Consider the following 26750-nt stretch of genomic DNA (forward strand, 5'->3'; position numbering starts at 1 on the left):
TGGTGGTGACGGGGGCGGATCTCAGGCGCAGGCCGGCGCTTCGCAGCGAGAATGTCCGTGCGGTGCCGGCCTCATCGCGCATCCACGCCGCCCTGCGCGACGACATCGTGGCCATGACCCTTCCGCCCGGCGCGCCGCTCCAGGAAAAGCAGATCGCGCTTGCCTACGGCGTCAGCCGCACGCCGGTGCGCGAGGCCATCCTGAAGCTCGCCGACGAGCGGCTGGTGGACATCTTTCCCCAGTACGGCACCTTCGTCTCGCGCATCTCCGTGCCGGAGGTGCGCGACGCCATGATCATCCGCAACGCGCTGGAGCGCACCAGCGTGCGCGAAGCGGCCGCCCATGTAGCGTCGCTGCCGGAGAAGGCGCGGCGACAGGTGATGGCGCCGCTCGTCGCCACCCTGCGCCAGCAGCGCGCCGCCCACCGGGCCGGGGCGCTGGCGGAGTTTCACGCCGCCGACGAGGCCTTCCACCAGATCATCGCGGAACTCGCCGGACATCCCAACATCTGGCGGGTCATCCGGCAGGAAAAGGCGCATGTGGACCGCTGCCGCCTGCTCACCCTTCCCTCCCCCCAGCGCCGCGCCAGCGTCATCGCCGAGCACCAGACCGTGGCCGACGCCATCGGCGAGGGCGATGCGGACGGGGCGGAGAAGGCCATGGCGGCCCATCTCGGCCGGGTCATCCCCAGCGTCGAGGATCTGGGCGCCGCCCATCCCGATTATTTCGAGGCGGAAGGCGTGCCCGCCGATGCCGTGAACGCGAGGTGAGTTCCGTGTCCAGCCTCATCCATCCCGATCGCCTCCTGCCCGCCGATCCGTCCGTGCGCGCGGTGGCGCGCCGGCTTTATGCGGAGGTGGAGGCGCTGCCCATTGTCTCGCCCCACGGCCACACCGACCCGCGCTGGTACGCCTTCAACGAGAACTTCCCCGATCCCGCGCGGCTTTTCGTGGTGCCGGACCATTATGTGTTCCGCATGCTCTACAGCCAGGGCATCCCGCTGGAAAAGCTCGGCGTTCCCCGCGCGGATGGCGGCGCCACGGAGCAGGATGGGCGGGCCATCTGGCGGCTGTTCGCCGCCAACTATCACCTGTTTCGCGGCACCCCCACGCGGGCATGGCTGGACCATGCCTTCGCCACCCTCTTCGGGCTCGAGGAGCGGCTCAGCGAGAGGACCGCGGATGCCGCCTATGATCTCATCGCCGAGAAGCTGCAGCAGGAGGCGTTCAGGCCCCGCGCTTTGTTCGAGCGCTTCAACATCGAGGTGATCGCCACCACCGAGAGCCCGCTGGACGACCTTGCCGCCCATGCGGAAATCCGCGCCAGCGGCTGGGGCGGGCGCGTGGTGACGGCCTATCGGCCGGACCCGGTGGTGGACCCGGAGTTCGAGGGCTTCACCGCCAATCTCGCACGCTTCGGTGAGATCACCGGCGAGGACACTTTCTCCTGGTCCGGCTATCTCGCCGCCCACCGCAAGCGGCGCGCCTTCTTCAAGACCTTCGGCGCCACCTCCACCGACCACGGCCACCCCACCGCCGCGACATTCGACCTTCCCCCGCACGAGGCCGAGGCGCTGTTCCGCCGTGTCACCGGCAATGCCCCCGTGAGCGCGCAGGACGCCGAGCTGTTCCGGGGCCAGATGCTCACGGAGATGGCGGGCATGAGCCTAGAGGACGGACTCGTGATGCAGATCCATCCCGGCGCGGTGCGCAACCATAACGGCCAGATCTTCGCCCGCTTCGGCCGGGACAAGGGGGCCGACATCCCCTCCCCCACCGAATATGTGCGTGCGCTGAAGCCGCTGCTGGACCGCTTCGGCAACGAAGCCGGCCTCACGCTCATCCTCTTCACGCTGGATGAGACGAGCTATGCCCGCGAGCTGGCGCCGCTGGCCGGCCACTATCCGGCGCTGCGGCTCGGCCCGGCCTGGTGGTTCCACGACAGCCCGGAGGGCATGAAGCGCTTCCGCGCCATGACCACGGAGACCGCAGGCTTCTACAACACCGTGGGCTTCAACGACGACACCCGCGCCTTCCCCTCCATCCCCGCCCGCCACGACGTGGCCCGGCGCATCGATTGCGGCTTCCTCGCCGAACTCGTGTGCGAGCATCGGCTGGACGAGGACGAGGCGGTGGAGGTGGCGCGCGATCTCGCCTACGGCCTCGCCAAGAAGGCCTACAAGCTTTGAGCCCGCGGCTCTCGCTTTCGACCCTCGCCGACCTGCCCGCCGCCGTCGCCCGCCCGGCCTATGACATCGCGGCGGCCGAGGTGGGGGTGGTGCACCTGGGCGTCGGCGCCTTCCACCGCGCCCATCAGGCGGCCTATCTCGATGCCATCCTCGGGCGCGGGCACACGGGCTGGGCGATCTGCGGCGCCAGCCTGCGCTCGCCCGACACCTCCGACGCGCTCGATCCGCAGGATGGGCTCTACACCCTCGCCGAACGCTCCGGCGCGGGGGACGCTCTGCGCGTCATCGGATCCCTGCGTCGGTTGCTGGTGGCGCCGCGCGATCCTGAGGCACTGTTGGCGGCCATGTGCGATCCGCGCGTGCGCATCGTCACCCTCACCGTCACCGAGAAGGGCTATTGTCACGATCCCGCCTCGGGCTCGCTCGATGAGGCGCACCCGGACATCCGCGCCGATCTCGCCAGCCCGCAGCGCCCGGTGAGCGCGCCCGGCTATTTGGTGGAGGCGCTCGCCCGCCGCCGCGCCACCGGCATCGCCCCCTTCACCGTGCTCACCTGCGACAATCTCCCGGCCAACGGGAAGACCGTGGCGCGGGTGACCGCCCGCCTCGCGGCCCTGCGCGATGATGATCTCGGCCGCTTCGTTGCCGGCGAGGTCGCCTTTCCCTCCACCATGGTGGACCGCATCGTGCCCGCCACAACCGACGACGACCGCGCGCTCGTCGCCGCCGGGCTCGGGGTTCAGGACTCATGGCCGGTGATGGCCGAGCCGTTCACCCAATGGGTGGTGGAAGACCTTTTCCCCCTCGGCCGGCCGCCGCTGGAGGAGGTGGGCGTGGAGCTGGTGTCGGACGTGGAGCCGTTCGAGCACATGAAGCTGCGCCTGCTCAACGGCGCGCACTCCACCCTCGCCTATCTCGGCTATCTCGCGGGCCATGCCACCATCGCCGACACCATGGCGGTGCCGGCTTTCGCACGGCTCGTCGCGCGTCTCCAGGACGAAGAGGTGACGCCGACCCTGCATCTGCCCGCGGGCGTGGATGTTGCCGCCTACAAACGGGCGCTGCGCGAGCGATTCGCCAATCCGGCGCTCAGGCATCGCACATGGCAGATCGCCATGGATGGCTCGCAGAAGCTGCCCCAGCGCCTCGTCGCCACCGCCCGCGACCGGCTGGCCGCCGGGGCGCCCATTCCGCTCCTCGCCCTCGGCGTCGCCGGATGGATGCGCTACGTGACCGGGCGGGATGAGCAGGGCAATGCCATCGACGTGCGCGATCCCCTCGCCGCCCGCCTGAAGGCGCTGGCAGACGAGGCCGGCCCCGATGCCACCCGCCTCGCCCCGGCGCTTCTCTCCGTGCGGGAGGTGTTCGCCGACCTCGGCGCCGACCCGCGCTTCGCCGGCCCGGTGCGCGACGCCCTCGCCCGCCTCATGGCGCGCGGGGCTGCGGCGACGGTGGAGGAGATGGCGGGCGGGTGAGTCCAAGTCCGCGCGGCACCTGAGCGAGCCCTCTCGGCGCCAGTCAGAGACCGGGGCCGATGGCATACAGGCCGCCCGCGCCGCTCAGTGCTTGTTGTTGGAGAGACTGTCCGACCAGGCCAGCACGAGGCTCGAGCCCACGAACACCACGTGGATGATGACCAGCCACATGAGCGTGTTCTCGCTCATGGTCCCCTTGTCGAGGTTCATGAACGCCTTGAGCAGCTGGATGGCCGAGATGGCGACGATGGAGGCCAGCAGCTTCTGCTTGAGGCCGGTGAAGTCCACCCGCGTCATCCAGTCCGGCCAGTCGGGATGGCCGTTCGGATCGATCTTGGAGACGAAGTTCTCGTAGCCGGAGAAGATGACGATCACCACGAGGTTGCAGGTGAGCGTCAGGTCCACGAGGGCCAGGATGCCGAGGATGATGTCGCTCTCGGTGGCCGCGACCGCGTGCAGCACGAAGTGCAGCAGCTCGTGGCCGAACTTGAACAGCAGCACCAGCATGCCCACGACGAGGCCGACATAGAAGGGCGCGAGAATCCAGCGGCTGCGGAACAAAATCCCTTCGATCACCCGCTCGATCATCCCCTTCTCCCCGCTTCCTCCGGCGCATGATGCACCGCAACGAGCCGCGGCAAGGGTTGCCACGGCTCGCGCACGAGGGCAAGCGGACATATTGGCGTTTGGGCGCGGCGTCCCCCGCGCCCGAGGGGCGTGCCCTACTCCTTCACCGCTCCGGTCATGGACGACACGTAGTAGTCCACGAAGAAGGAATAGAGGATCACCACCGGCAGCGAGCCGATGAGGGCGCCGGCCATCAGCGATCCCCATTCATACACGTCCGAGCGCACCAGCTCGGTGAGCACGCCCACCGGCACGGTCTTGTTCTCCGACGACTGGATGAAGGTGAGGGCGTAGATGAACTCGTTCCACGACAGGGTGAAGGAGAAGATGCCGGCCGAGATCAGCCCCGGCACCGAGAGCGGCAGCAGCACCTTGATGAGGATCTGCCAGCGCGAGGCGCCGTCCACCAGCGCGCATTCCTCCAGCTCGAAGGGGATGGAGCGGAAATAGCCCATCAGCAGCCAGGTGGAGAAGGGCACGAGGAAGGTGGGATAGGTGAGGATCAGCGCCAGCTTGGTGTCGTAGATGCCGAGGCCGAACACCATGATGGCGAGCGGGATGAACAGGATCGACGGCGGCACCAGATAAGCGAGGAAAATGCCGAGGCCGACCCAGCGCGAGCCATTGAAGCGCAGGCGCTCGATGGCGTAGGCCGCGAACACGCTGGTCACCAGCGAGATGACGGTGGCCGCCACCGAGATGTAGACCGTGTTCCACAGCCAGTGCGGATAGGAGGTCTCGAACAGCAGGTACTTGATGTGGTCCAGCGTCGGCTGCACCACCCAGAGCGGCGAGTAGTTGTTGTAGTCCGTGAGCTGAAAGTTCGGCTTAACGGCGGTGATCGCCATCCAGTAGAACGGGAACAGCAGCACGAAGACGAAGACGAGGAGCGGCAGGAAGACGGTGACGACACGCCGGGGCAGGCTGTCGAGATAGCTCATGCCCGTGGAATTGTCGGTCATCGGTGTGGGTTGGGGCTGGGCCATGGTGGTCCTCGCAGAATTGGGGGGCGGCGCGCGGGCTTGAAGGGCGGGCTCAGTCGGCCCCGCCCTGCTGCCACTTGCGGCGCTGCAGGCCGAAATAGCTGAACAGGATCGCCGCCAGCAGGAAGGGGATCATGGCCACCGCGATGGCCGCGCCCTCGCCCAGCGAGCCGCCGGGAATGGCGCGCTGGAAGGAGAGCGTCGCCATGAGATGAGTGGAGTTCAGCGGGCCGCCGCGGGTCAGCACGTAGATCAGCTGGAAGTCGGTGAAGGTGAACAGCACCGAGAAGGTCATCACCACCGCGATGATCGGCGAGAGCATGGGCAGCGTGATGTAGCGGAAGCGCTGCCAGTTGGTGGCGCCGTCCAGCGTCGCCGCCTCGTGCAGGGAGGGCGAGATGGTCTGCAGGCCCGCCAGCAGCGAGATGGCGACGAAGGGAATGCCGCGCCAGACATTGGCCGCGATGACCGAGGCGCGGGCATTGGTGACGTCGCCGAGGAAGTTGATGGGCGCGGAGATGAGCCCCATCTTGATCAGCGCCCAGGAGATGATCGAATACTGGCTGTCGAAGATCCACCAGAAGGCGATGGCCGAGAGCACGGTGGGCACCACCCACGGCAGCAGCACCACGGCGCGGAAAAAGGCCTTGAACGGCAGGTTCTCGTTGAGCAGCAGCGCCAGCCACAGGCCGAGGCCGAACTTCAGGATCGAAGCGGCGATGGTGTAGAGGAGCGTGTTGAACACCACCAGCCAGAACAGGCTGTCCCCCCAGAGCGACTGGTAGTTCTCAAGGCCGATGAACACGCCCTCGCGGCCGATGCGGGTGTCGGTGAAGCCGAGCCAGACGCCGAGGCCGAGGGGATAGGTGAGGAAGAACAGCAGGAAGACGGCTGCCGGCACCATGAAGGCGATGCCGAGCACATGCCGGCCCTGCCCGATGCCGGCCCAGAAGGACCGCTTGTGGGTCGGCTCAGCCGCTGCGACGTTAGCCATGGATGGGTCTCCGGAAGCTTTTCTTTCTGACTCGAAGCCCCTCTCCCCTTGCGGGAGAGGGTGGATCGCGGCGCCGCCGCGAGACGGGTGAGGGGTTGCGCCCCCACCCGCACCGGCCCCCTCACCCCCAGCCCCTCTCCCGCGAGGGTAGAGGGGAGGAGGATGAAGGCATCAGTCCCGCCTCAGCGGTAGATGCGCTCGGCGCGCTGCTGGGCGCGCTTGGCGGCTTCTTCCGGCGTGCGCTGGCCGGTGGCGGCTTCCGCCACCATGTCCACCACGATCCAGTCGGCCATGGCCGCGGCCGACTTCGGCCCGAGCGGACCGGCATAGCCGTTCGGCTGCAGCGTCTCGGAGGCGAGCGCGTAAGCGGCGTGGATGGGCTTGGAGGTCCACACCGGGTTGTTGGCGAAGCTCTTCAGCGTCTGGCAGCAATAGGCGCTCGCGCCGGTGAGCCAGGCATTGTACTGGTCGGCCTGGAACATGAAGGCCAGATAGGCCTGCGCCGCCTTGGGGAACTTCGAATACTTGAAGATACAGGCGGTGGTGGTCTGGTGCAGCTCCACCTTCTTGCCGATCGGGCCGACAGGGAAGTTGGTGGACTTCATGTCCGCCGCCATCTCGGCGAGCTTGGGGTCGTTGGCCGCCGCGTAATAGACCGACACGCCGTTCGCCGTCACCGACAGGTCACCGGCGATGAAGGCGCGGTTGTTGTTGACGTCGAGCCAGCTCTCGGTGCCCGGAATGAAGGTCTTGTAGAGCTCGGCCACATATTTCAGGCCGGCGACGGTCTCCGGCGAGTTGATGACGACCTTGCCGCCCTCGTCCACCATCTTGCCGCCGTGGCTCCACAGCACCCAGTGGCAGAAATTGTTGCCGTCGCCCACGCCGTGGCCGAGGGTAAAGCCCATCGGGTGGTTGTTGGCCTTGAGCGCCTTGCCGAGTTCGAGAAGGCCCTTGGTATCCTTCGGGAATTCGGAGAAGCCGGCCTGCTTCACCCAGCTGTCGCGATAGACCACCGCATTGCCGATGGTGGCGAGCGGCAGGCCGACGAAGCGGCCGTTGACCGTCGCATAGGCCTGGGAGGCCGGGTAATAGCCGCCATACTGGCCGGCGAGGCTGGTGGCGAGCTCGGTCACGTCGAGCAGCTTGTCGGGATACTGCTGGGCGTCGTCGAACCACACCCACACGATGTCCGGGCCCGAGCCCACATTGGCGGCGACGGCGGCCTTGGGACGGATGTCCTCCCAGCTCTCCTTGTCGATGCGCACATCGATGCCGGTAGCTTCGGTGAACTTCTTGGTGTTGGCGATCCAGGCGTCTTCCTCGCCCTTCACGAACGGCGACCAGCGCAGCAGGCGCAGGGAGGCGCCGGCCTCCGGCTGGAACTTGGCGACGGCCTGGGCGATGGCCTCCTTGGTGGAGAGCATGGGCAGGGCCATGGCGCCGGCCGCAAGGCCCGCGCCGCCCATGAGAAGGTCACGTCTGGAAATGGTCATTGGTCTTCCTCCCGTGAAGCGTTTCCTCGAGGACGGGCCGTTTCGGACGACAGTCTCGAACGGTCTTCTTTCCCCCTGATCGTGCCGGGGGCCCCGGCACGGTAACGGACCTTGTCAGAGCCGACTTCCGGTCGCCTCGTCAAAAAGATGTGTGAGGCCCGGCTGCGGCGCGATGCGGATGACCTCGCCGGGGCTGAAGCTCAGCCGCTCGCGGAACAGGCAGGTGATCTCCTGCGCATCGCCGCCCTCGCCGAGACGGGCGACGACGAGGATCTCCGAGCCGGTGGGCTCGGTGACGACAACCTGCGCCGGCACGCCCGCGGGATCGAGACGGATGTGCTCGGGACGCAGGCCGTAGACCACCTTCTGCCCGTCGGAGAGGCCCTGCGCGTCCGGCAGGGGCACCTCGACGCCGCTGTCCGTCACCAGCATGGGATTGGCGCCGAGCCGCACCTTGCCCCTGACGAAGTTCATGGAGGGCGAGCCGATGAAGCCGGCGACGAACTGGTTGGCCGGCCGGTCGTAGAGATCGAGCGGGGCGCCGATCTGCTCCACGATGCCGTCGTGCATCACCACGATCTTGTCGGCCATGGTCATGGCCTCGATCTGGTCGTGGGTGACGTACACGGTGGTGGTCTTCAGCCGCTGGTGCAGCTCTTTGATCTCGGTGCGCATCTGCACGCGCAGCTGGGCGTCGAGATTGGAGAGCGGCTCGTCGAACAGGAACACCTGCGGATCGCGCACGATGGCGCGGCCCATGGCCACGCGCTGGCGCTGGCCGCCGGAGAGCTGGCGCGGGTAGCGGTCGAGCAGCTTGGTGAGGTTGAGGATCTCCGCCGCGCGCTGGACCCGGCTCTCGATCTCGGACTTCGGGGCTTTGCGCAGCTTCAGCGAGAAGCCCATATTGTCCGCGACCGTCATGTGCGGATAGAGCGCGTAGTTCTGGAACACCATGGCGATGTCCCGTTCCTTCGGCGGCATCTCGTTGATGACGCGATTGCCGATGAGGATCTCGCCGCCGGAGATGTTTTCCAGGCCGGCGATCATGCGCAGCAGCGTGGACTTTCCGCAGCCCGAGGGGCCGACCAGGACCACGAACTCACCGTCGCGGATGTCCACGTCCACGCCATGGATGACCTGCGTCGATCCATAGGCCTTCTTCACACCGCGAATGTCCACGGTCGCCATGCAGCGTCCTCTCCCCTCGCCGTTTCCTCGTACCGCGCGGGGGCCCTTGAGGACCTTGCCCGATGCAGCCGTTTCGATTCTTGGGCCGGAACAGACCTCCGGCCGGGCATCCCTTCCGGAACGCGGCGCGATCATGGTGCGAGGCGAGAACGGGATCAAGTGGAAATTTAAAACGATTGAAGCTCCATTGGACGAAGGTCTGAGATCGGTCTAGACATACCCCTCCCGCGGATGAGGCAGCCGTTTCCGGTCGCGCTCCGCGGGCATCGGCGCGGGGTTCGCGGGGCACCGCTCCCGCCTGCCCGCCGGTGACCCATCCGTTTCTTCCCCTGCCCAGCCGCCCTAGCGGAGACCTGCCATGACCGATGCCGCCCGCCCGGCCCTGCTCCTAACCGGCCCCGTGATGGAGGAGGTCGTCGAGCGCCAGCTTTCCGGCCGCTTCACCCTCGTGCCCCTGGACGCCCTCGACGAGAGCAATGCCGGCGCGGTCGAGGCCATCGCCACCCGCGGCAAGACGAAGGTGGACGACGCCCTCATGGCGCGCCTGCCGAATCTCAAGATCGTCAGCAATTTCGGCGTCGGCTACGACACGGTGGACGCGGCAGCGGCGGCAAAGCGCGGCGTCATCGTCACCAACACGCCGGACGTGCTGAACGAGGAAGTCGCCGACCTCACCCTCGGCCTGCTGCTCGCCACCGTCCGGCAGCTCCCCCAAGGCGACCGCTTCGTGCGCTCGGGACAATGGACCAAGGGCGCCTATCCCCTCGGCCCCACCCTGCGCGACCGCACCGTCGGCATCCTCGGCATGGGCCGCATCGGCAAGGCCATCGCCAGGCGGCTGGAGGCCTTCGCCGTGCCCGTCGTCTATCACAGCCGGCGTCCGCAGGCTGACGTGGCCTATCGCCATTATCCTGACCTCGTGGAGATGGCGCGGGCGGTGGACATCCTTGTCGCCATCATCCCCGGCGGACCGGCGACCAAGCACATCGTCAACAAGGACGTGTTGGAGGCGCTGGGCGCCAACGGCATCTTCATCAACGTGGCGCGCGGCACCGTGGTGGACGAGGCGGCGCTGCTCGCGGCGCTGCAGTCGCGCACCATCCTCGCCGCCGGCCTCGACGTGTTCGAGGACGAACCCAACGTGCCCGAGGCGTTCTTCGCCCTCGAAAACACGGTGCTGCTGCCGCATGTGGGCTCCTCCACCCACCACACCCGCACGGCCATGGGCCAGTTGGTGGTGGACAACATCCTCGCCTTCTTCGACGGCAAGGGACCGCTGACCCCCGTCGCCGAGACGCCCTGGCCGCGCGGCTGACCCGCGCCGCCCTTCGGCTGCGACACGCCGGCCATCGCGCCGGCGCGCGTGCCTGATGATCCCCCGCCCGCGCGGTGCTAGACTCGCAGCGCAACGTGGAGGGGGCGGTCGAGGCATCGGTCGTGGTGGAGGGCAGCATGGCGGATCTGAACGACGTTCCGATGGACCGGATGCTCCGCGTGCCCTTGTGCCGGATGCTGGCCGCGCCCGTGCTCGCCGGCCTGTTCGCCATCACGCCCGCTTTCGCGCAGAAGGCCGATCCGGCGGCCAAGCCGGCGCCGGCGCCCGCCGCGGCACCGAAGCTCGATGCCACTGTGCGTGAGGCGGCGGCCCGCATCGCGGCGCCGCTGCGCCTGTCCAGCGCCGACGGTTCTCGCAGCTGCGCCTTCGCGCTGAAGCCCGATGCCTCCGGCCCCGGCCTCGCGGTGGAGTTCGACCGGCCCGCCTGCGCCGACATCGGCTTCTCCGCCCAGGTCATCGCCTGGCTGCCCGATCCCTCCGGCTCGATCCGCCTGCTCAATGCGCAGGGCCGCACCGTGGCCGAATTCACCGAGGGTGCAGGCGGCAGCTACGAGGCGCTGCGCGAAGGCGATGGCGTGTATTTCCTCGCCAACCCCGCCACGGCCGACGCCACCGAGCTGCGGCCGGAGGAGGTGGTGGGCGACTGGGATCTCGCCCGACAGGCCGGGGCGCCCGTGTGCCGGGTGACCTTCCTTGATTCGCCGGCCAAGGGCGGCGGGTTCCGCCTGAACATTGCCACCGGCTGCGACGCGGCCTTGCTGCGCTTCGGTCCCACCGCCTGGGACATCGAGGGCGGCAACATCATCGTCCGTGGCGAGGGTGGCGCCTCGGTCATCCGCTTCGCCCGGCAGGAGGACGGCGGCTGGGCCCGCACGCCGGAACGCGGGCGTCCGCTGCTGATGACGCGGCCCTGACATTCATCCGGCCCCGCCAGCGGGGGGAAACGTTTGCCGGCAGTTCCCGCCAGCCGGCATGACCTGCCCGTTGGTCACTCCCGCGAGTCACACCCGTGAGTCCCCTGTGTGACAAACCGTGTGATCGGAAAGCGTCACCCGACCGGATCAGGGTACCCGCAGCATGGCCTTTTTGAGGCGCCCGATCCCTTTCACGGCACATCATTTTCCTGGCAGGAACGGGCCGCCGTACCGTTTCGGGACAGTGCGTTGCAACGATGCAACAGCAGAATCCAGCAATTCCAACACTTTGCCTAAAGCGAATGCATTCGCTGCCTCAAATTTCGCATTGGACTTGAAGCCGCGACCTGATTTTTATCATTCCAGATCGCTGCGGGGAAAACCGTTATGAACAAGATTGCAGTCGTTGCCGCTTCCATGCTCTTGGCCGGAGCCGCTTCCGTGGGTGCCGCTGGCGCCGCGGACCTGAGCTCGCCCATGCCCGTGAAGGCCGCTCCGGCGCCCGATCCGACCCCCCTGTGGGACGTCGCCTTCGGCGTGAAGCTCGGCACCGACTACGTGTTCCGCGGCATCTCGCAGACCGACGGCAACCCCACCGTCCAGGGTTATGCCGAGCTGCGCCTCTTCGACTGGATCTACGCCGGCATCTTCGCCTCGAACGTCGACTTCCCCCCGCTCAACCAGTTCGGCGGCTTCACCGGCCTGACCGACGCCTCGGCTGAGATCGACCTGTACGGCGGCCTGCGCCACACCTGGGGCGCCTTCACCGCCGACGTCGGCTTCGTCTACTACTACTATCCCGGCGAGATCGGCGTGAACACGCTGGGCGCTGGCGTCCCGTCGGTGAACATCGACTACTGGGAAATCTACTTCAAGCCGACCTACGTCATCAACGACGTGTTCACCGTCGGCGGCAACCTCTACTACACCAACAGCTATGCAGGCTCCGGCTCCACCGGCACCTACCTTTCGGGCACTGCCAAGATCGACTTCACCAAGTGGAGCCCGGTCAAGGACGTCGGCTTCTACGTGTCGGGTGAGCTCGGCTATCAGTGGCTCGGCCAGACCGACCTCGGCAACATCTTCGTCGCCAACTACGAGCTGCCCTCCTACACCACCTGGAACGTGGGCGTCGCCTTCACCTACAAGGCTGCCACCCTCGATCTGCGCTACTACGGCAGCACCCTCACCTCGAGCCCGTCCTACGTGTCCGGCGTCGGCTTCGCCCCCCTCGGCACCTGCGGCGTGATCTCGGGCCTGCAGAACGTCTGCGGCGACCGCTACGTGGCCAGCCTCTCCTTCGACACCACCTTCCTCGCTCTCAAGTGAGGTCGGCCGGGTCGCCTGACCCGGGTCGAGACTGAACAAAGGCGTCGCGCTCTGCGCGGCGCCTTTTTCTTTTGGGGAAAGGGCTCCGGGCGGGTGTCCCGACTGCTCCGAGCTGTCATGCCCCGGCGCGTCCGGGGCATCCACCGGTCCGCAAGTGCGGTGCCGGGTCTCGACATGACAGCCCGGCCGAGCCGTGGATCGCCCGCACAAGGCGGGCGATGACGGTCACGCATATCCTTCGGACGCTCGCCTGCCTTCCCCGCTTTACCGCCCCGGCAGCACCAGCACCGTGCGGGTCTTGGGCAGGGTCTCCCGGCTGAGCAGCACGAACGGCTCGGTGGCGCGCTGGACCGTCCATTCCTGCCCCAGCCGGGCGAGGAAGCGCTCCAGCCCGTACTGGCTGAAATAGTGCATGGGGATGACCAGCGGCGCGTTGATGGATTTCAGCACCTCCACCATGCCTTCGAGATCGAGCGTGTAGGAGCCGTCCACCGGCGCCAGCACCACGTCGATCCGGCCCAGCGCCTCCAGGTGGTCCTTGGTCAGAAGGTGGTGCAGGTGGCCGAGATGGGCGATGCACACGCCCGCCACCTCGAACACGAACATGGAATTGCCGTCATATTCCGTGCCCGCCCCGCGGCGGACGTTGGTGGGGACGTTGCGGATCCACACGTCCTCCACCGTCACCTCATGGTGCGCCGGCGCCCCGTCCCGCCCCCAGCCCCTCAGAACATATTCGATGCCGGGGTCGGGTGCGTCCGTGTAATGGGTGTCGTGGGCGTGGTTCATAGTGACGATGCGCGGCACCAGATTCGCCCGCACATAATCGTTGTAGTCCGTGACGATGCTGACCCCGGCCGGGCTTTCGATGAGGAAGCTCGCATGGCCGATGAAAGTCAGGTGCACCGGCCCCGCCGCCTCGGCGAGCCGCAGCGTGGCCGCGTCCAGTGCCGCAAGCCGCACCTTGGGCCGCTCGGCCACCATGCGCGGGCATTTTTCCGGCTGCGCCAGCGCGGTCCCTGCCGACAGCGCCATCAGCCCGAAAGCGGTCGCGGCGAGGAGCGCACGCGCTCGTCCCCCACCGCGACGCGGACGTGATCGCGGCGGGGCCGCAACGGCATGAGGGGAAGACGCGGCAGAGGATGGGCCAGAGGACGGGGCGGGCATGGCGGCTCCCAGCGGTCGCGCCCTCCCCGGCCTGCCGGGCACCGGCGGTGGCAGGCGTGCGCGCGGATGGTCCGGCGAAATGCGGATGAAGGGATTGTGCCGTGTTGCACCGCCCGCGCAATGTCGTCGCACGTAACGGCACCGTGAGGCGCATCCCGCGCCGGGTACAACCTCGCGCCCGGTCCCCGCGCCACGGCCCCCATGACCCCATGGACCTTGCGCCCCGGATCGGCAATCGTGCGCCGCGGCGGCGACGGAGGCAGTTCGGGCCGCCCGGACGAAAGGGGAGGCTTCACAATGTCTTTCAACATGGTCATCGTTCAGCCGGCGGTCGCGCTGATTGCAGGCGTGCTGATCCTCGCCTTCCCGCGACTTCTGAACGTGCTTGTCGCCATTTACCTCATCATCGTGGGCGTCACGGGCCTCATGGGGCACTGATCGCCCGCGGCTTCAGCAGGGCGGCGCGGGAACGGCCGTCCGATTGCCCAGTTGATGCTTTGTGCGCTGCACGTTAAAGCATCCCGCCACTCTGCACATTCCACCCACAGGGCCACCCACATGACGAAATGGGTCTACACCTTCGGCGACGGCAAGGCCGAGGGCAAAGCCGACATGAAGAATCTTCTCGGCGGCAAGGGCGCGAACCTCGCCGAGATGTCCAACCTCGGCCTGCCCGTTCCTCCCGGCTTCACCATCACCACCGAGGTGTGCACCTATTATTACGCCCACGGCCAGACCTATCCGGCCGAGCTGAAGGGCGAGGTGGAAGCCGCGCTCGCCCAGGTGGGCCAGCTCACCGGCAAGGCGTTCGGCGATGCGGCGAACCCGCTGCTCGTCTCGGTGCGCTCGGGCGCCCGCGCCTCCATGCCCGGCATGATGGACACGGTGCTGAACCTCGGCCTCAACGACGCCACCGTGGACGCGGTGGCCCGTCTCGCCGACCGGCGCTTCGCCTATGACAGCTACCGCCGCTTCATCACCATGTATTCCGACGTGGTGCTCGGCGTGGACCATCACCACTTCGAGGAGATCCTGGAGCACTACAAGCTCCAGCATGGCCACACCCTCGACACCGACCTCTCGGCCGACGACTGGGCGGCCCTGGTGGTGAAGTACAAGGCGAAGGTCGAGTCGCAGCTCGGCAAGCCCTTCCCGCAGGACCCGCACGAGCAGCTCTGGGGCGCCATCGGCGCCGTCTTCTCGTCCTGGATGAACGCCCGCGCCATCACCTACCGTCGCCTGCACTCGATTCCCGAGAGCTGGGGCACGGCGGTGAACGTGCAGTCCATGGTGTTCGGCAACATGGGCGAGACGTCGGCCACCGGCGTCGCCTTCACCCGCAATCCCTCCACCGGCGAGAACGCGCTCTATGGCGAGTTCCTGGTGAACGCTCAAGGCGAGGACGTGGTGGCGGGCATCCGCACCCCGCAGGACCTCACCGAGAAGGCCCGCAAGGCCGCCGGCTCCGACAAGCCCTCCATGGAAGTCGCCCTCCCCGACGCCTTCAAGGAGTTCGAGCGCATCTCGCATGTGCTCGAGAACCACTACCGTGACATGCAGGACCTCGAGTTCACGGTGGAGAAGGGCAAGCTGTGGATGCTCCAGACCCGCTCCGGCAAGCGCACCGCCAAGGCGGCCCTGCGCATCGCCGTGGAGCTGGCCGCGGAAGGGCTCATCACCGAGCAGGAGGCCGTCGGCCGGGTCGATCCCGCGGCGCTGGACCAGCTTCTCCACCCCGCCATCGATCCCAAGGCCGAGCGCAAGGTGATCGCCACGGGTCTGCCCGCCTCCCCGGGCGCGGCGGCCGGCGCCATCGTGTTCTCGGCGGATGAGGCCGAGGCGTGGAAGGAGCAGGGCCGCAAGGTCATCCTCGTCCGCGTCGAGACGAGCCCTGAGGACATCCACGGCATGCATGCCGCCCAGGGCATCCTCACGGCGCGCGGCGGCATGACCTCCCACGCGGCCGTGGTCGCGCGCGGCATGGGCAAGCCCTGCGTCTCCGGCGCCGGTGCGCTGCGCATCGACAATGCGGCCCAGACGCTGACCGTGAACGGCCAGACCTTCAAGAAGGGCGACCTCATCACCATCGACGGCGGCACCGGCCAGGTGCTGGCGGGCGAGGTGGCGATGCTCCAGCCGGAACTCTCCGGCGAGTTCGCGACCCTGATGGGCTGGGCCGACAAGGTGCGCAAGCTCAAGGTCCGCGCCAATGCCGAGACCCCGGCGGACGCCCGCATGGCTCGCTCGTTCGGCGCCGAGGGCATCGGCCTGTCGCGCACCGAGCACATGTTCTTCGACGCCGGCCGCATCCTCGCCGTGCGCGAGATGATTCTCGCCGACGACGAGGCCGGCCGCCGCTCGGCGCTGGCCAAGCTGCTGCCCATGCAGCGCGACGATTTCGTCGAGCTGTTCGAGATCATGAAGGGCCTGCCGGTCACCATCCGCCTGCTCGACCCGCCGCTGCACGAGTTCCTCCCCCACACGGCGGAGGAGACGGCTGAGGTGGCGAAAAGCCTCGGCGTGGACATCGAGCGGGTGGAGCGGCGCTACAAGGAGCTGCACGAAGTGAACCCGATGCTCGGGTTCCGCGGCTGCCGCATCGCCATCGCCTTCCCCGAGATCGCCGAGATGCAGGCCCGCGCCATCTTCGAGGCGGCGGTGATCGCCGCCAAGTCGACCGGCGAGGCGGTGGTCCCCGAGGTGATGGTGCCGCTCATCGCCACCAAGGCCGAGTTCGACATCGTTGACAAGGTGATCCGCGACACCGCCAAGGCGGTGGAGCAGGAGACCGGCGCCACCCTCACCTTCCAGGTGGGCACCATGATCGAGCTGCCCCGCGCCGCCCTGCGGGCGGAGGAGATCGCCAAGGGCGCCGAATTCTTCTCCTTCGGCACCAACGACCTCACCCAGACCTGCTTCGGCGTGTCCCGCGACGACGCCGGCACCTTCCTCGGCCCCTATGTCCAGAAGGGCATCCTGGAGGTGGACCCCTTCGTCTCCATCGACGTGGACGGCGTGGGCGAGCTGGTGAAGATCGGCGTGGAGCGTGGCCGCAAGTCGCGTCCCGACATCAAGCTCGGCATCTGCGGCGAGCATGGCGGTGATCCGGCCTCGGTGGCCTTCTGCCACGAGGTGGGGCTCAACTACGTGTCCTGCTCGCCCTTCCGCGTGCCGATCGCCCGCCTCGCGGCGGCGCAGGCGGCGCTGAAGAAGTGAGCCGCCTGTCGCCGCGCGAACAGACCGCGCGGCACAGAGCCTGATTCTGAAAAGGCCGCCTCCGGGCGGCCTTTTTGCTGTCCATTCGCGAGCGTGGCCGGAACCGTTGGGCTGCTGTACCGTTTCCTCCGCGCCCCCACGCGAGCGGGGCGGTACATCGGAGGGACACCATGCAAGAGGCGCAAGTGGGCTGGATCGCCGCCATCATCATCGGCGGCTTTGCCGGGTGGTTCGCCTCCATGTTTATGAAGAGCGACACAGGCCTCTTCACCAACATCATTCTCGGCATCATCGGCGCCGCCATCGCCAGCTTCCTGTTCGGGCTGCTGGGCGTGGGCTTTGCAGGCTGGCTCGGCTATCTCGTCGCCGGCTTCGTGGGTGCCTGCATCCTCATTGCCGGGGCACGGGCAGTCAGAGGCTGACCGCCCGGCCCTGACCTTCGTTCACTGAACGAACGTATTCACCAGCGTGCCGATGCCGGCGATCTCGATCTCGATGGCGTTGGTCGGCTCCTTCATGGTGCCGACCCCCACCGAGGTGCCGCAGGCGATGAGGTCGCCGGGGTTCAGCGTCATGTCCTTCGACAGCAGCGAGACGAGTTGCGCCGGCGGGAAGATCATGTCGGCGAGCGGATAGTTCTGCCGCTCCTGCCCGTTGAGGATGGTGCGCACGCGCGCCGCGGCGGGGTCGAAATCCGTCACGATCCACGGGCCGAACGGGCCGTAGCCGTCGATGCCCTTGGCCCGCGCCCACTGGGGGAAGGTCGGGTCGCGGTTGAGGATGTCGGCGGCGGTGATGTCGTTGACCACCGTGTAGCCGAAGATGCCGGCGGCGGCTTCCGCCTCGGAAACGTTGGTCAGCGTCTTGCCGATGACGATGCCCAGCTCGCCCTCATAGACCGTCTTGCCCTCATAGGAAGCCGGCCGGCGCACGACCGAGCCGGGCGCGGAGACGGAGGTGGTGGCCTTCAGCAGGTAGAGCGGCTCGGCGGGCTCTGCGACCTTCAGCTTGGCCGCCAGCTCATGGAAGTTGTTCCACAAGGCGACGATCTTGGAGGGGGCGCAGGGCGCCTCCAGCGCCACGTCGGCGAGCTTCAGCGTCGCGCCAGTCGCGGTCGCGCCCGCGAACATGCAGCCCTCGTGCACGGCGATGGTGTCGCCCTCAAGCGTGCCGAAGCCGATCTTTCCGTCGGCGGCGAAGCGCAGCCAGGTGGTCATGGGTGTTTCCTCTGGTGATTGTTTTGGGAACCGCCCTTTGCCTCCTCTCCGTGTCATGCCCCGGCTTGTCCGGGGCATGACACGGCGCCGCGAAAGCGGTGCGGGCAATCCGGCACCCTGCGCGCGGCAGGGTGGATCCCCCGGACAAGCCGGGGGATGACGGCGTCATTTCGCGAGGTCAGGCGCGGAAACGCTCCTGTCCTCAGCCCTTCAGGACCTCGACGAGGGTCTTGCCGAGGCGGGCCGGCGAGGGCGATACGCGGATGCCCGCCGCCTCCATGGCCGCGATCTTGTCCTCGGCGCCGCCCTTGCCGCCGGAGATGATGGCGCCGGCATGGCCCATGCGACGGCCGGGAGGGGCCGTGCGGCCGGCGATGAAGCCCACCATCGGCTTCTTGCGGCCCTTCTTCGCCTCGTCGGCGATGAACTGCGCCGCATCCTCCTCGGCCGAGCCGCCGATCTCGCCGATCATGATGATGGACTGGGTCTTGGGATCGGCCAGGAACATCTCAAGGACGTCGATGAACTCCGTGCCCTTCACCGGATCGCCGCCGATGCCCACCGCCGAGGTCTGGCCGAGGCCTTCCTGCGAGGTCTGGAACACCGCCTCATAGGTCAGCGTGCCGGAGCGCGAGACCACGCCCACCGAGCCGGTCTTGAAGATGTTGGCGGGCATGATGCCGATCTTGGCCTGCCCCGCCGTCACGATGCCCGGGCAGTTCGGCCCCACCAGGCGGCTCTTCGAGCCCGAGAGGGCGCGCTTCACCTTCACCATGTCGAGCACGGGAATGCCCTCGGTGATGCAGACGATGAGCGGGATTTCCGCGTCGATGGCTTCCAGGATGGCGTCGGCCGCGCCGGCCGGCGGCACGTAGATCACCGAGGCGTCGGCGCCGGTGGCTTCCTTGGCTTCCAGCACGGTGTCAAACACCGGCAGGCCGAGATGCACCGAGCCGCCCTTTCCGGGGGAGGTGCCGCCCACCATCTTCGTTCCGTACATGATCGCCTGCTCGGCGTGGAACGTGCCGTTCTTTCCGGTGAAGCCCTGGGTGATGACCCGGGTGTTGGCGTCGATCAGCACGGACATCACGCAGCTTCCTTCTTCACGGCCGCGACGATCTTCTGCGCCGCATCGTCGAGATCATCGGCGGGGATCACGTTGAGCCCCGATTCCCGGATGATCTTCTTGCCCTCGTCCACATTCGTGCCGGCGAGGCGCACCACCAGCGGCACCTTCAGGCCGACCTGCCGCACGGCGGCGATGACGCCCTCGGCGATCACGTCGCAGCGCATGATGCCACCGAAGATGTTCACGAGGATGCCCTCGACATTCGAATCGGCGGTGATGATCTTGAAGGCCGCCGTCACCTTCTCCTTGGTGGCGCCACCGCCCACGTCGAGGAAGTTGGCCGGCTCCATGCCGTAGAGCTTGATGATGTCCATGGTCGCCATGGCAAGGCCCGCGCCATTGACCATGCAGCCGATGGTGCCATCGAGCGCGATATAGGAGAGGTCGTAGCGCGAGGCCTCGATCTCCTTGAAGTCCTCTTCGCTCTCGTCGCGCAGCTGGGCCACGTCCGAGTGGCGGAAGATGGCGTTGGAATCAAAGCCCACCTTGGCGTCGAGGCAGACGAGGCGGGAGTCCTTCGTCACCACCAGCGGGTTGATCTCCAGAAGGCTCATGTCCTTCTCGGTGAAGGCCTTGTAGAGGTTGGTGGTGAGCGCGCCGGCCTGCTTGGCGAGATCGCCGGTGAGACCGAGCGCCTGCGCCACCTTGCGGCCGTGCAGGGGCTGCACGCCGGTGGCCGGGTCCACGGAGAAGGTGTGGATCTTCTCAGGCGTGGCATGCGCCACCTCCTCGATGTCCATGCCGCCTTCGGTGGAGACCACGAAGGCGACGCGCGAGGTCGCGCGGTCCACCAGCATGGAGAGATAGAATTCCTTGTCGATGAGCGCGCCTTCCTCGATGTAAAGGCGGTTCACCTGCTTGCCGTCCGCGCCGGTCTGCAGCGTCACGAGCGTATTGCCGAGCATTTCGGCAGCATTGGCCTTCACGTCGGCGGCGGTCTTCACCACGCGGACGCCACCCTTGGCGCCCTCTTGCAGCTCCTTGAACTTGCCCTTGCCGCGTCCGCCGGCGTGAATCTGCGCCTTCACCACGAAGGCGATGCCGCCGAGCTTGCCGGCCGCGGCCTCGGCCTCTTCGGGGGTGAAGGCGGGAAAGCCGCGGGAGACCGGCACGCCGAAATCGCGGAGGATGGCCTTGGCCTGGTATTCGTGAATGTTCATCGGGGTTTCCTCCCTCGTCGAGGGCCGCGTTTGCCGCGGCTCAAGGTGCGCTTTGGCTGCACATTGCGACGAAAGTCGCAGTCTGCACCCAATCGCGCGCACGCTCCAGTGCGACACGACGCCAGTGGGGCGCCAGTGGAAGCACGAGGCGTGACGCGCTCGGCGAGGTGAATTTTGCGGACCGCCCTTGCGGACGAAACATCGCCTCTCCCCTCAGGGGCGGCGTGGAGCCGGCGGCCGGAGCGCTCAGCGCATCGGGCAAGGCCGGAAGGAGTACACGGTGTCGGGCGGATCGTCATGCCCCGGCTCGTCCGGGGCATCCACTTATCCGCATCCCGGTGCTTCAAGACCGGGCACCCGATGAGCGGGACGGTGGATCGCCCGGACAAGCCGGGCGATGACGCAAGAGAAAGCGGCGGGACGCATCGCCCCGCCGCAAGGCTCAAATCAGACCACGCGACCTTCGTGCATGGACTTGATCTGCTCCGGCGAATAGCCGAGCTCCGCCAGCACCTCGTCGGTGTGCTCGCCGAGCAGCGGGGAGCCGGTGACCTCGACGGACATGTCCGAGAACTTGATCGGGCTGCCCACGGTCAGATACTTGCCGCGCTGCTTGTGATCGACTTCCACGATGGTGCCGCTCTCGCGCAGGGACTTGTCCTCGGCGATCTCCTTCATGGTGAGCACCGGGGCGCAGGGGATGTCGAACTTGCGCAGGATGTCGACCGCCTCGAACTTGGTCTTGTCGGCGAGCCACGCCTCGATCACCGCGAAGATGTCGAAGATCTTGTCCTGGCGGGCGCGGGCGGTGTTGTAGGCCGGATCGTTGATCCACTCGGGCTTGCCGATGGCTTCCGCCACCTTGCCCCAGGCCTGCTCCTGCACGGTGAAGTAGATGTAGGCGTTGGGATCGGTCTCCCAGCCCTTGCACTTCAGCACCCAGCCGGGCTGGCCGCCGCCGCCCGCATTGCCGCCGCGCGGAACCACGTCCGAGAACGTGCCGTGCGGGTACTGCGGGTATTCCTCGAGGTAGCCCACGCGGTCGAGACGCTGCTGGTCGCGCAGCTTCACGCGGCAGAGGTTGATGACCGCATCCTGCATGGACACGGCGACCTTCTGGCCCTTGCCGGTCTTGTTGCGGGCGTGCAGCGCGGTGAGGATGCCAATGGCGAGGTGCATGCCGGTGTTGCTATCACCGAGCGCGGCGGCGGAGACGGTGGGGGGACCGTCCCAGAAGCCGGTGGTGGAGGCCGCGCCGCCGGCGCACTGCGCCACGTTCTCGTAGACCTTCAGGTCTTCGTAGTGGTGGCCGTCGGAGAAGCCCTTCACTGAGGCGACGATCATGCCCGGGTTGAGCTCGTTGATGTGCTCCCAGGTGAAGCCCATGCGGTCGAGCGCGCCGGGAGCGAAGTTCTCCACGAGGACGTCGCTCTCCTTGATGAGCTTCGTCAGCACTTCCTTGCCTTCCTGGGTCTTGGTGTCCAGGGTCAGGGAGCGCTTGTTGGAGTTCAGCATGGTGAAGTACAGCGCGTCGGCATTGGAGATGTCGCGCAGCTGGTTGCGGGTCACGTCGCCCGAGCCGGGACGCTCCACCTTGATGACGTCCGCGCCGAACCAGGCGAGGAGCTGCGTGCAGGCGGGGCCGGCCTGAACGTGCGTGAAGTCGATGATCTTGATGCCTTCCAACGGCTTGCTGGTCATTTGCGTTCCCTTTTCAAAAACTGGTCTTCGACAGCGGGACGGCGTCACGCGAGGCATCCGCAGTCCCGAAACCTTCCGGCGTCACGGCACGGGGCCGCCGCCGGCTTCACCCGCCGGTTTGCCCGGTCTGTTATGCTTGGGATGCCGCCTTCATCTGCGTCTCGGCGTCCGCGAGGCGCTTGCGAAGGTCGCGCTCCTCCTTCCATCGCGCCGTCTCGTCCCGGATGACCGAGACGATGTGCGTCGGCTCGCCCGCCGGGGAGGTGAGGAGGGCGACGGTGAAGGCGATGGACAAGGCATGGCCGTCCTTGTGGATGGCCGGCACGCGCAGCAGCGTCGTCCCGTAGCGGGTGACGCCGGTGCGCATGGTTTCGTTGTAGCCGTCCCAGTGCCGCTGGCGCTGGCGCTCCGGGATGATGATGTCGAGCGACTGCCCCATGGCTTCGTCGGGCGTGAAGCCGAACATGCGTTCGGCGGCCGGATTCCAGAGCGCGATGTCACCGGCCTTGTCGCAGACCACGATGGCGTCCGCCACGGCATCCATCAGCTGAGCAAGATCGAGGGCCGTACTCATCACGTCTTCCTTTCGAACCTTTCACCTCCCGCCGTCGCCGGCGATGGGGCGGCCCCTTGAAGGACCGCCGCCCCGAGGCGTGTCCTATTCCGCCGCCATGCGGCGGGGGGTGCCGATGGCGCCGGAGGCGCGCAAAGCGTCGATGCGGTCGGGGGCGAGGCCGAGCACGCCGGCGAGCACCTCTTCGGTGTGCTCCCCGAGCAGCGGCGAGCGCTCCACCTCGACCTGGTTGTCCGAGAGCTTGATGGGGTTGCCGACGGTCAGGTACGTGCCGCGCATCGGGTGCTCCACCTCCACCAGCGTGCCGGTGGCATAGAGCGACTGGTCCTCGGCGATCTCCTTCATGGAGAGGATGGGACCGCAGGGGATGTCGTACTTGTTGAGGATCTCCATGGCCTCGAACTTGGTGTGGGCCATGGTCCACGCTTCGATGCGCGTGAAGATCTCGTTGAGGTGCGGCAGGCGCGCGGCCGGCGTCGCGTAATTCGGGTCGGTCTTCCACTCGGGCTCGTGGATGACGTCGCAGATCTTCTCCCAGACCGGAGCCTGAGTGATGAAGTAGATGTAGGCGTTGGGATCGTGCTCCCAGCCCTTGCAGCGCAGGATGCGCCCGGGCTGGCCGCCGCCGGAATCGTTGCCGGCGCGGGGCACGGTTTCGCCGAAGGGCACGCCCTCCCCGAACTGGCTGTATTCCTTGAGCGGGCCGTTGGCGAGGCGCTGCTGGTCGCGCAGCTTCACGCGGCAGAGGTTCAGCACCGCGTCCTGCATGGCGCACATCACGCGCTGGCCGCGGCCTGTGTGCTCGCGCTGGAACAGCGCGGTGACGATGCCGAGGGCGAGATGGAGGCCGGTGCCCGAGTCGCCGATCTGCGCGGCGCTGACCATGGGCAGGCTGTCGCGGAAGCCGGTGGTGGAGGCGGCGCCGCCCGCGCACTGGGCGACGTTCTCATACACCTTGCAATCCTCGAACGGGCCGGGGCCGAAGCCCTTCACGGAGGCGAGGATGAGGCGCGGATTGATGGTGGAGAGGCGCTCCCAGGTGAGGCCCATGCGGTCGAGCGCGCCGGGGGCGAAATTCTCGACCAGCACGTCGCACTGGCGCACCAGCTGCTCGAGGATGGCCTTGCCCTCGGGATTCTTGGTGTCGAGGGTGATCGACCTCTTGTTCGAGTTGAGCATGGTGAAATAGAGGCTGTCGGCGCCGTCCACGTCGCGGAGCTGGCCGCGCGTCACGTCGCCCTCGCCGGGACGCTCCACCTTTATGACGTCCGCGCCGAACCAGGCGAGCAGCTGGGTGCAGCTCGGTCCGGACTGAACGTGGGTGAAGTCCAGGATGCGGACCCCCTCTAGTGCCTTGCCCATCGTATCCTCACAATTCCGCTCTGTTTTCGTTCCCGGTTTTACTTTTATTGTTTTGGTATCGTCGGGTTGGGTGGCGGGACCTGAGGCCCCGCCTACCAGCCTTGCATCATGAGTGGCGCCGGATGACTTGCTCCGGGGCGCCGCTCACTTCTTTTTCTTGACCACGCTCTGCGGGTTCAGCGAGCCGATGTTGCCGCTCTCGGAGCCGGCGGCCGGGTCGATTTCCGCGTTGATGAGGGTGGGCTTGCCGCTATCCATGGCGGCGCTGACCGCGCGATAGAGCTCGTCGGGGGACGTGACGTTCACGCCCACGCCGCCGAAGGCTTCCATCATCTTGTCGTAGCGCGAGCCGGGGACGAACACCGTGGTGCCGGGATCACGCCCGGTGGGATCGGTGTCGGTGCCGCGATAGATGCCGTTGTTGTTGAAGATCACGATGGTGACCGGCAGGTTGTAGCGGCAGATGGTCTCCACCTCCATGCCGGAGAAGCCGAAGGCGCTGTCGCCTTCCACCGCGAGAACCTTCTTGCCGGTCTCCACCGCCGCCGCGATGGCGAAGCCCATGCCGATGCCCATCACGCCCCAGGTGCCCACGTCGAGGCGCTTGCGCGGCTCGTACATGTCGATGATGCCGCGGGCGAGGTCGAGGGTGTTGGCGCCCTCGTTCACCAGCAGCGCGTCGGGACGCTCCTTGATGACGTTCTTCAGCGCGCCGAGGGCCGAGTGGAAGTCCATGGGCACCGAGTTCTTCAGAAGCTTCGGCGCCATCTTGGCGATGTTGGCTTCCTTCTTGGTGCGGATGGACTCGGTCCACTGGGCCGGGGGGGTCTTCCAGGAGCCGTCGAGGCGGGCGTTGAGCGCCGCGATCACCGAGCCGATGTCGCCGACGAGCGGGGCCGCGATCTCGACGTTGGAGTCCATCTCCTTGGGCTCGATGTCCACCTGGATGAACTTCTTCGGGGCATCGCCCCAGGTCTTGCCCTTGCCATGGGAGAGCAGCCAGTTGAGGCGGGCGCCCACCAGCAGCACCACGTCGGCATCCTTGAGCGCGGTGGAGCGCGCGGCGCCCGCCGACTGGGGATGGGTGTCCGGCAGCAGGCCCTTGGCCATGGACATGGGCAGGAAGGGGATGCCGCTCTTCTCGATGAAGGCGCGGATCTCGTCGTCGGCCTGCGCGTAGGCCGCGCCCTTGCCGAGGATGACGAGGGGACGCTCGGCGCCCTTAAGCAGCTCGATGGCGCGGTCCACCGCGGCCGGGGCCGGGATCTGCGCCGGGGCGGGATCGATCACCTTGACGAGGGACTTGGCGCCCGCCTCGGCATCCATCACCTGGCCGAACAGCTTCGCCGGCAGGTCGAGATAGACGCCGCCAGGACGGCCCGACACCGCCGCGCGGATGGCGCGGGCGACGCCGATGCCGATGTCGGCGGCGTGCAGCACGCGGAAGGCCGCCTTGCAGAGGGGCTTGGCGATGGCCAGCTGATCCATCTCCTCATAGTCGCCCTGCTGCAGGTCGACGATCTCCCGCTCGGAGGAGCCCGAGATGAGGATCATCGGGAAGCAGTTGGTGGTGGCGTTCGCCAGCGCCGTCAGGCCGTTGAGGAAGCCGGGGGCCGACACGGTGAGGCAGATGCCGGGCTTCTTGGTGAGGAAGCCCGCAATCGCCGCCGCGTTGCCGGCATTCTGCTCGTGACGGAAGGAAATGACACGGATGCCCTCGGCCTGGCACATGCGGCCGAGATCGGTGATCGGGATGCCGGGCACGCCGTAGATCGTCTCGATGCCGTTCAGCTTCAGGGCATCGATGACGAGGTGGAAGCCGTCGGTGAGCTCACGCTCGGCCTCGGCGGCCGGGTCGATGTGCACCACGTTGTCTTCGATCTTGGACTTTTCCGCCGTAGCCATGAGGATCTCCTAGGGCGTCGTTCCGTGGCCTGTGACCGGCCTATTCGGGGAAGACGCCGTGCCGTTCCACATGAGCCGCAAGGCCCATGGTGTGTTCCCGCACCAGGCGCTCGGCGAGATCTGGGTCTCGGGTCTCGAGCGCATCGATGATCGCCATGTGTTCCCGCATGGAGATTTCGTGCCGGTTCTCCTGCCGCACCGAGACTGCGCGGATGGCGCGCATGTGCAGGAACAGGTTCTCCGTCATGTCCACGATCAGCCGGCACCCGCCCATGCGGATCACCGCCTGATGGAAGGCGATGTTCGCCTCCGAATACTCGTTCATGTGGCTGGCGAGGGGCTGCGCCTCGAACTCGTGGAACAGCCGGCGCAGGCCCGCAATCTCGCTGTCGGAGGCGTGGGTCGCGGCCAGGCGCGCCGCCATCGCCTCTAGCGCCGCCCAGACCACGATGAGGTCGAGGATCTCGCGCTTGGTCTTGCGCACCACGAAGATGCCGCGGCGCGGAACGGAGCGCACGAAGCCCTCCTGTTCCAGAACGGTCATGGCCTCGCGGATCGGGGTCCGCGAGACACCCAGCGTCTCGGAGAGCTGGCGCTCGTCGAGACGGAATTCGGTGGTCGAGCCGTAGATATCCATCTGCGTGATGGCGCGCTTCAGGGCCTCGTAGGCCAGCATGCGCAGGCTGGACGCGGCCTCCAGAGGCTCTACCTTGAGCTTCGGAGGATCAACGACCTCAAGCGCGGGCGTCTGATGCACGGGCGTCTGCACGACCTGGACTTCCTCTCCCT

General features: G+C 67.4%; 23 protein-coding genes. 9 read left to right on the plus strand and 14 right to left on the minus strand.

Going from position 1 to position 26750, the window contains the following annotated elements:
* Nucleotides 1-5 precede the first annotated feature (5 nt).
* The 3 genes from D7006_RS17975 to D7006_RS17985 are packed head-to-tail and all read left to right on the plus strand — an operon-like array spanning nucleotide 6 to nucleotide 3663.
* Nucleotides 6-770 (plus strand): GntR family transcriptional regulator, encoded by a 765-nt coding sequence (locus D7006_RS17975; RefSeq protein ID WP_237354022.1) that lies wholly within the window; start codon nucleotides 6-8, stop codon nucleotides 768-770.
* Between the two features lie 5 nt (nucleotides 771-775).
* The gene (gene uxaC, locus D7006_RS17980) at nucleotides 776-2188 is read left to right on the plus strand and encodes a glucuronate isomerase (RefSeq protein ID WP_237354023.1); all 1413 of its coding nucleotides are present in this window, start codon (nucleotides 776-778) and stop codon (nucleotides 2186-2188) included.
* Nucleotides 2185-3663 carry a mannitol dehydrogenase family protein gene (locus D7006_RS17985; protein ID WP_237354024.1) on the plus strand — a complete coding sequence of 493 codons (1479 nt, stop codon included), beginning with the start codon at nucleotides 2185-2187 and terminating at the stop codon, nucleotides 3661-3663. Before uxaC ends, D7006_RS17985 begins: the two co-directional genes overlap by 4 nt.
* Nucleotides 3664-3747: 84 nt before the next feature.
* Here D7006_RS17985 and D7006_RS17990 read toward each other — a convergent pair whose 3' ends face one another.
* The 5 genes from D7006_RS17990 to D7006_RS18010 all read right to left on the minus strand — a co-directional run bounded on the left by D7006_RS17990 (nucleotide 3748) and on the right by D7006_RS18010 (nucleotide 8951).
* Nucleotides 3748-4251: a TIGR00645 family protein gene (locus tag D7006_RS17990; protein WP_210257855.1), complete on the minus strand. Its 504-nt coding sequence runs from the start codon at nucleotides 4249-4251 to the stop codon at nucleotides 3748-3750.
* 134 nt (nucleotides 4252-4385) lie between these two features.
* A complete protein-coding gene (locus D7006_RS17995; protein WP_169123916.1) occupies nucleotides 4386-5276 on the minus strand; it encodes a carbohydrate ABC transporter permease in 891 nt (296 codons plus the stop codon).
* 49 nt (nucleotides 5277-5325) lie between these two features.
* Nucleotides 5326-6177 carry a carbohydrate ABC transporter permease gene (locus D7006_RS18000; RefSeq protein ID WP_371745125.1) on the minus strand — a complete coding sequence of 284 codons (852 nt, stop codon included), beginning with the start codon at nucleotides 6175-6177 and terminating at the stop codon, nucleotides 5326-5328.
* A gap of 272 nt (nucleotides 6178-6449) precedes the next feature.
* Nucleotides 6450-7763: an ABC transporter substrate-binding protein gene (locus D7006_RS18005; RefSeq protein WP_169123917.1), complete on the minus strand. Its 1314-nt coding sequence runs from the start codon at nucleotides 7761-7763 to the stop codon at nucleotides 6450-6452.
* 114 nt (nucleotides 7764-7877) lie between these two features.
* A complete protein-coding gene (locus tag D7006_RS18010; protein WP_237354026.1) occupies nucleotides 7878-8951 on the minus strand; it encodes an ABC transporter ATP-binding protein in 1074 nt (357 codons plus the stop codon).
* A 358-nt stretch (nucleotides 8952-9309) separates the two neighbouring features.
* On the opposite strand from D7006_RS18010, the gene D7006_RS18015 reads away from it, so the two are divergent.
* From D7006_RS18015 to D7006_RS18025, 3 genes are all read left to right on the plus strand, one after another.
* On the plus strand, nucleotides 9310-10266 hold the full coding sequence (locus tag D7006_RS18015) for a 2-hydroxyacid dehydrogenase (RefSeq protein ID WP_237354027.1): 957 nt from the start codon (nucleotides 9310-9312) through the stop codon (nucleotides 10264-10266).
* Nucleotides 10267-10403: 137 nt separating this feature from the next.
* Entirely contained in the window at nucleotides 10404-11201 is a 798-nt protein-coding gene (locus D7006_RS18020) for a protease inhibitor Inh/omp19 family protein (RefSeq protein ID WP_237354028.1), read from the plus strand.
* A 387-nt stretch (nucleotides 11202-11588) separates the two neighbouring features.
* Entirely contained in the window at nucleotides 11589-12530 is a 942-nt protein-coding gene (locus D7006_RS18025; RefSeq protein WP_229645313.1) for a TorF family putative porin, read from the plus strand.
* A gap of 264 nt (nucleotides 12531-12794) precedes the next feature.
* Here D7006_RS18025 and D7006_RS18030 read toward each other — a convergent pair whose 3' ends face one another.
* Complete coding sequence (locus tag D7006_RS18030) at nucleotides 12795-13565, minus strand: MBL fold metallo-hydrolase (protein WP_237354029.1); 771 nt, start codon at nucleotides 13563-13565, stop codon at nucleotides 12795-12797.
* 429 nt (nucleotides 13566-13994) lie between these two features.
* On the opposite strand from D7006_RS18030, the gene D7006_RS18035 reads away from it, so the two are divergent.
* From D7006_RS18035 to D7006_RS18045, 3 genes are all read left to right on the plus strand, one after another.
* A complete protein-coding gene (locus tag D7006_RS18035; protein WP_081762717.1) occupies nucleotides 13995-14135 on the plus strand; it encodes a DUF3096 domain-containing protein in 141 nt (46 codons plus the stop codon).
* 120 nt (nucleotides 14136-14255) lie between these two features.
* Nucleotides 14256-16913, plus strand: coding sequence for a pyruvate, phosphate dikinase (gene ppdK / locus D7006_RS18040; protein WP_237354030.1), 2658 nt, complete (start codon nucleotides 14256-14258; stop codon nucleotides 16911-16913).
* A gap of 170 nt (nucleotides 16914-17083) precedes the next feature.
* Nucleotides 17084-17335, plus strand: coding sequence for a GlsB/YeaQ/YmgE family stress response membrane protein (locus tag D7006_RS18045; protein WP_024280333.1), 252 nt, complete (start codon nucleotides 17084-17086; stop codon nucleotides 17333-17335).
* A 21-nt stretch (nucleotides 17336-17356) separates the two neighbouring features.
* Here D7006_RS18045 and D7006_RS18050 read toward each other — a convergent pair whose 3' ends face one another.
* From D7006_RS18050 to D7006_RS18085, 8 genes are all read right to left on the minus strand, one after another.
* A complete protein-coding gene (locus D7006_RS18050) occupies nucleotides 17357-18130 on the minus strand; it encodes a fumarylacetoacetate hydrolase family protein (RefSeq protein ID WP_237354031.1) in 774 nt (257 codons plus the stop codon).
* A 202-nt stretch (nucleotides 18131-18332) separates the two neighbouring features.
* The gene (gene sucD / locus D7006_RS18055; RefSeq protein ID WP_169123924.1) at nucleotides 18333-19217 is read right to left on the minus strand and encodes a succinate--CoA ligase subunit alpha; all 885 of its coding nucleotides are present in this window, start codon (nucleotides 19215-19217) and stop codon (nucleotides 18333-18335) included.
* The gene (gene sucC, locus D7006_RS18060) at nucleotides 19217-20419 is read right to left on the minus strand and encodes an ADP-forming succinate--CoA ligase subunit beta (protein WP_237354032.1); all 1203 of its coding nucleotides are present in this window, start codon (nucleotides 20417-20419) and stop codon (nucleotides 19217-19219) included. The genes sucD and sucC overlap by 1 nt, the downstream gene beginning before the upstream one ends.
* Before the next feature lie 447 nt (nucleotides 20420-20866).
* A complete protein-coding gene (gene frc, locus D7006_RS18065) occupies nucleotides 20867-22120 on the minus strand; it encodes a formyl-CoA transferase (RefSeq protein ID WP_168459886.1) in 1254 nt (417 codons plus the stop codon).
* A gap of 130 nt (nucleotides 22121-22250) precedes the next feature.
* The gene (locus D7006_RS18070) at nucleotides 22251-22694 is read right to left on the minus strand and encodes a PAS domain S-box protein (RefSeq protein ID WP_229645306.1); all 444 of its coding nucleotides are present in this window, start codon (nucleotides 22692-22694) and stop codon (nucleotides 22251-22253) included.
* 84 nt (nucleotides 22695-22778) lie between these two features.
* Entirely contained in the window at nucleotides 22779-24056 is a 1278-nt protein-coding gene (gene frc, locus D7006_RS18075) for a formyl-CoA transferase (RefSeq protein WP_237354033.1), read from the minus strand.
* 144 nt (nucleotides 24057-24200) lie between these two features.
* Complete coding sequence (gene oxc, locus D7006_RS18080) at nucleotides 24201-25961, minus strand: oxalyl-CoA decarboxylase (RefSeq protein WP_237354034.1); 1761 nt, start codon at nucleotides 25959-25961, stop codon at nucleotides 24201-24203.
* A 40-nt stretch (nucleotides 25962-26001) separates the two neighbouring features.
* A complete protein-coding gene (locus D7006_RS18085; RefSeq protein WP_051679355.1) occupies nucleotides 26002-26637 on the minus strand; it encodes a GntR family transcriptional regulator in 636 nt (211 codons plus the stop codon).
* Between the last annotated feature and the right edge of the window lie 113 nt (nucleotides 26638-26750).

The organism is Xanthobacter sp. YC-JY1 (genome assembly GCF_021730305.1).
GTDB lineage: Bacteria > Pseudomonadota > Alphaproteobacteria > Rhizobiales > Xanthobacteraceae > Xanthobacter > Xanthobacter flavus.

Coding starts and splice junctions, on each gene's coding strand:
- D7006_RS17990 (WP_210257855.1), bottom strand. CDS start 4,251: ATGATCGAGCGGGTGATCGAAGGGATTTTGTTCCGCAGCCGCTGGATT.
- D7006_RS17995 (WP_169123916.1), bottom strand. CDS start 5,276: ATGGCCCAGCCCCAACCCACACCGATGACCGACAATTCCACGGGCATG.
- D7006_RS18000 (WP_371745125.1), bottom strand. CDS start 6,177: ATGGTGCCGGCAGCCGTCTTCCTGCTGTTCTTCCTCACCTATCCCCTC.
- D7006_RS18005 (WP_169123917.1), bottom strand. CDS start 7,763: ATGACCATTTCCAGACGTGACCTTCTCATGGGCGGCGCGGGCCTTGCG.
- D7006_RS18010 (WP_237354026.1), bottom strand. CDS start 8,951: ATGGCGACCGTGGACATTCGCGGTGTGAAGAAGGCCTATGGATCGACG.
- D7006_RS18015 (WP_237354027.1), top strand. CDS start 9,310: ATGACCGATGCCGCCCGCCCGGCCCTGCTCCTAACCGGCCCCGTGATG.
- D7006_RS18020 (WP_237354028.1), top strand. CDS start 10,404: ATGGCGGATCTGAACGACGTTCCGATGGACCGGATGCTCCGCGTGCCC.
- D7006_RS18025 (WP_229645313.1), top strand. CDS start 11,589: ATGAACAAGATTGCAGTCGTTGCCGCTTCCATGCTCTTGGCCGGAGCC.
- D7006_RS18030 (WP_237354029.1), bottom strand. CDS start 13,565: ATGGCGCTGTCGGCAGGGACCGCGCTGGCGCAGCCGGAAAAATGCCCG.
- D7006_RS18035 (WP_081762717.1), top strand. CDS start 13,995: ATGTCTTTCAACATGGTCATCGTTCAGCCGGCGGTCGCGCTGATTGCA.
- ppdK (WP_237354030.1), top strand. CDS start 14,256: ATGACGAAATGGGTCTACACCTTCGGCGACGGCAAGGCCGAGGGCAAA.
- D7006_RS18045 (WP_024280333.1), top strand. CDS start 17,084: ATGCAAGAGGCGCAAGTGGGCTGGATCGCCGCCATCATCATCGGCGGC.
- D7006_RS18050 (WP_237354031.1), bottom strand. CDS start 18,130: ATGACCACCTGGCTGCGCTTCGCCGCCGACGGAAAGATCGGCTTCGGC.
- sucD (WP_169123924.1), bottom strand. CDS start 19,217: ATGTCCGTGCTGATCGACGCCAACACCCGGGTCATCACCCAGGGCTTC.
- sucC (WP_237354032.1), bottom strand. CDS start 20,419: ATGAACATTCACGAATACCAGGCCAAGGCCATCCTCCGCGATTTCGGC.
- frc (WP_168459886.1), bottom strand. CDS start 22,120: ATGACCAGCAAGCCGTTGGAAGGCATCAAGATCATCGACTTCACGCAC.
- D7006_RS18070 (WP_229645306.1), bottom strand. CDS start 22,694: ATGAGTACGGCCCTCGATCTTGCTCAGCTGATGGATGCCGTGGCGGAC.
- frc (WP_237354033.1), bottom strand. CDS start 24,056: ATGGGCAAGGCACTAGAGGGGGTCCGCATCCTGGACTTCACCCACGTT.
- oxc (WP_237354034.1), bottom strand. CDS start 25,961: ATGGCTACGGCGGAAAAGTCCAAGATCGAAGACAACGTGGTGCACATC.
- D7006_RS18085 (WP_051679355.1), bottom strand. CDS start 26,637: ATGCTGGCCTACGAGGCCCTGAAGCGCGCCATCACGCAGATGGATATC.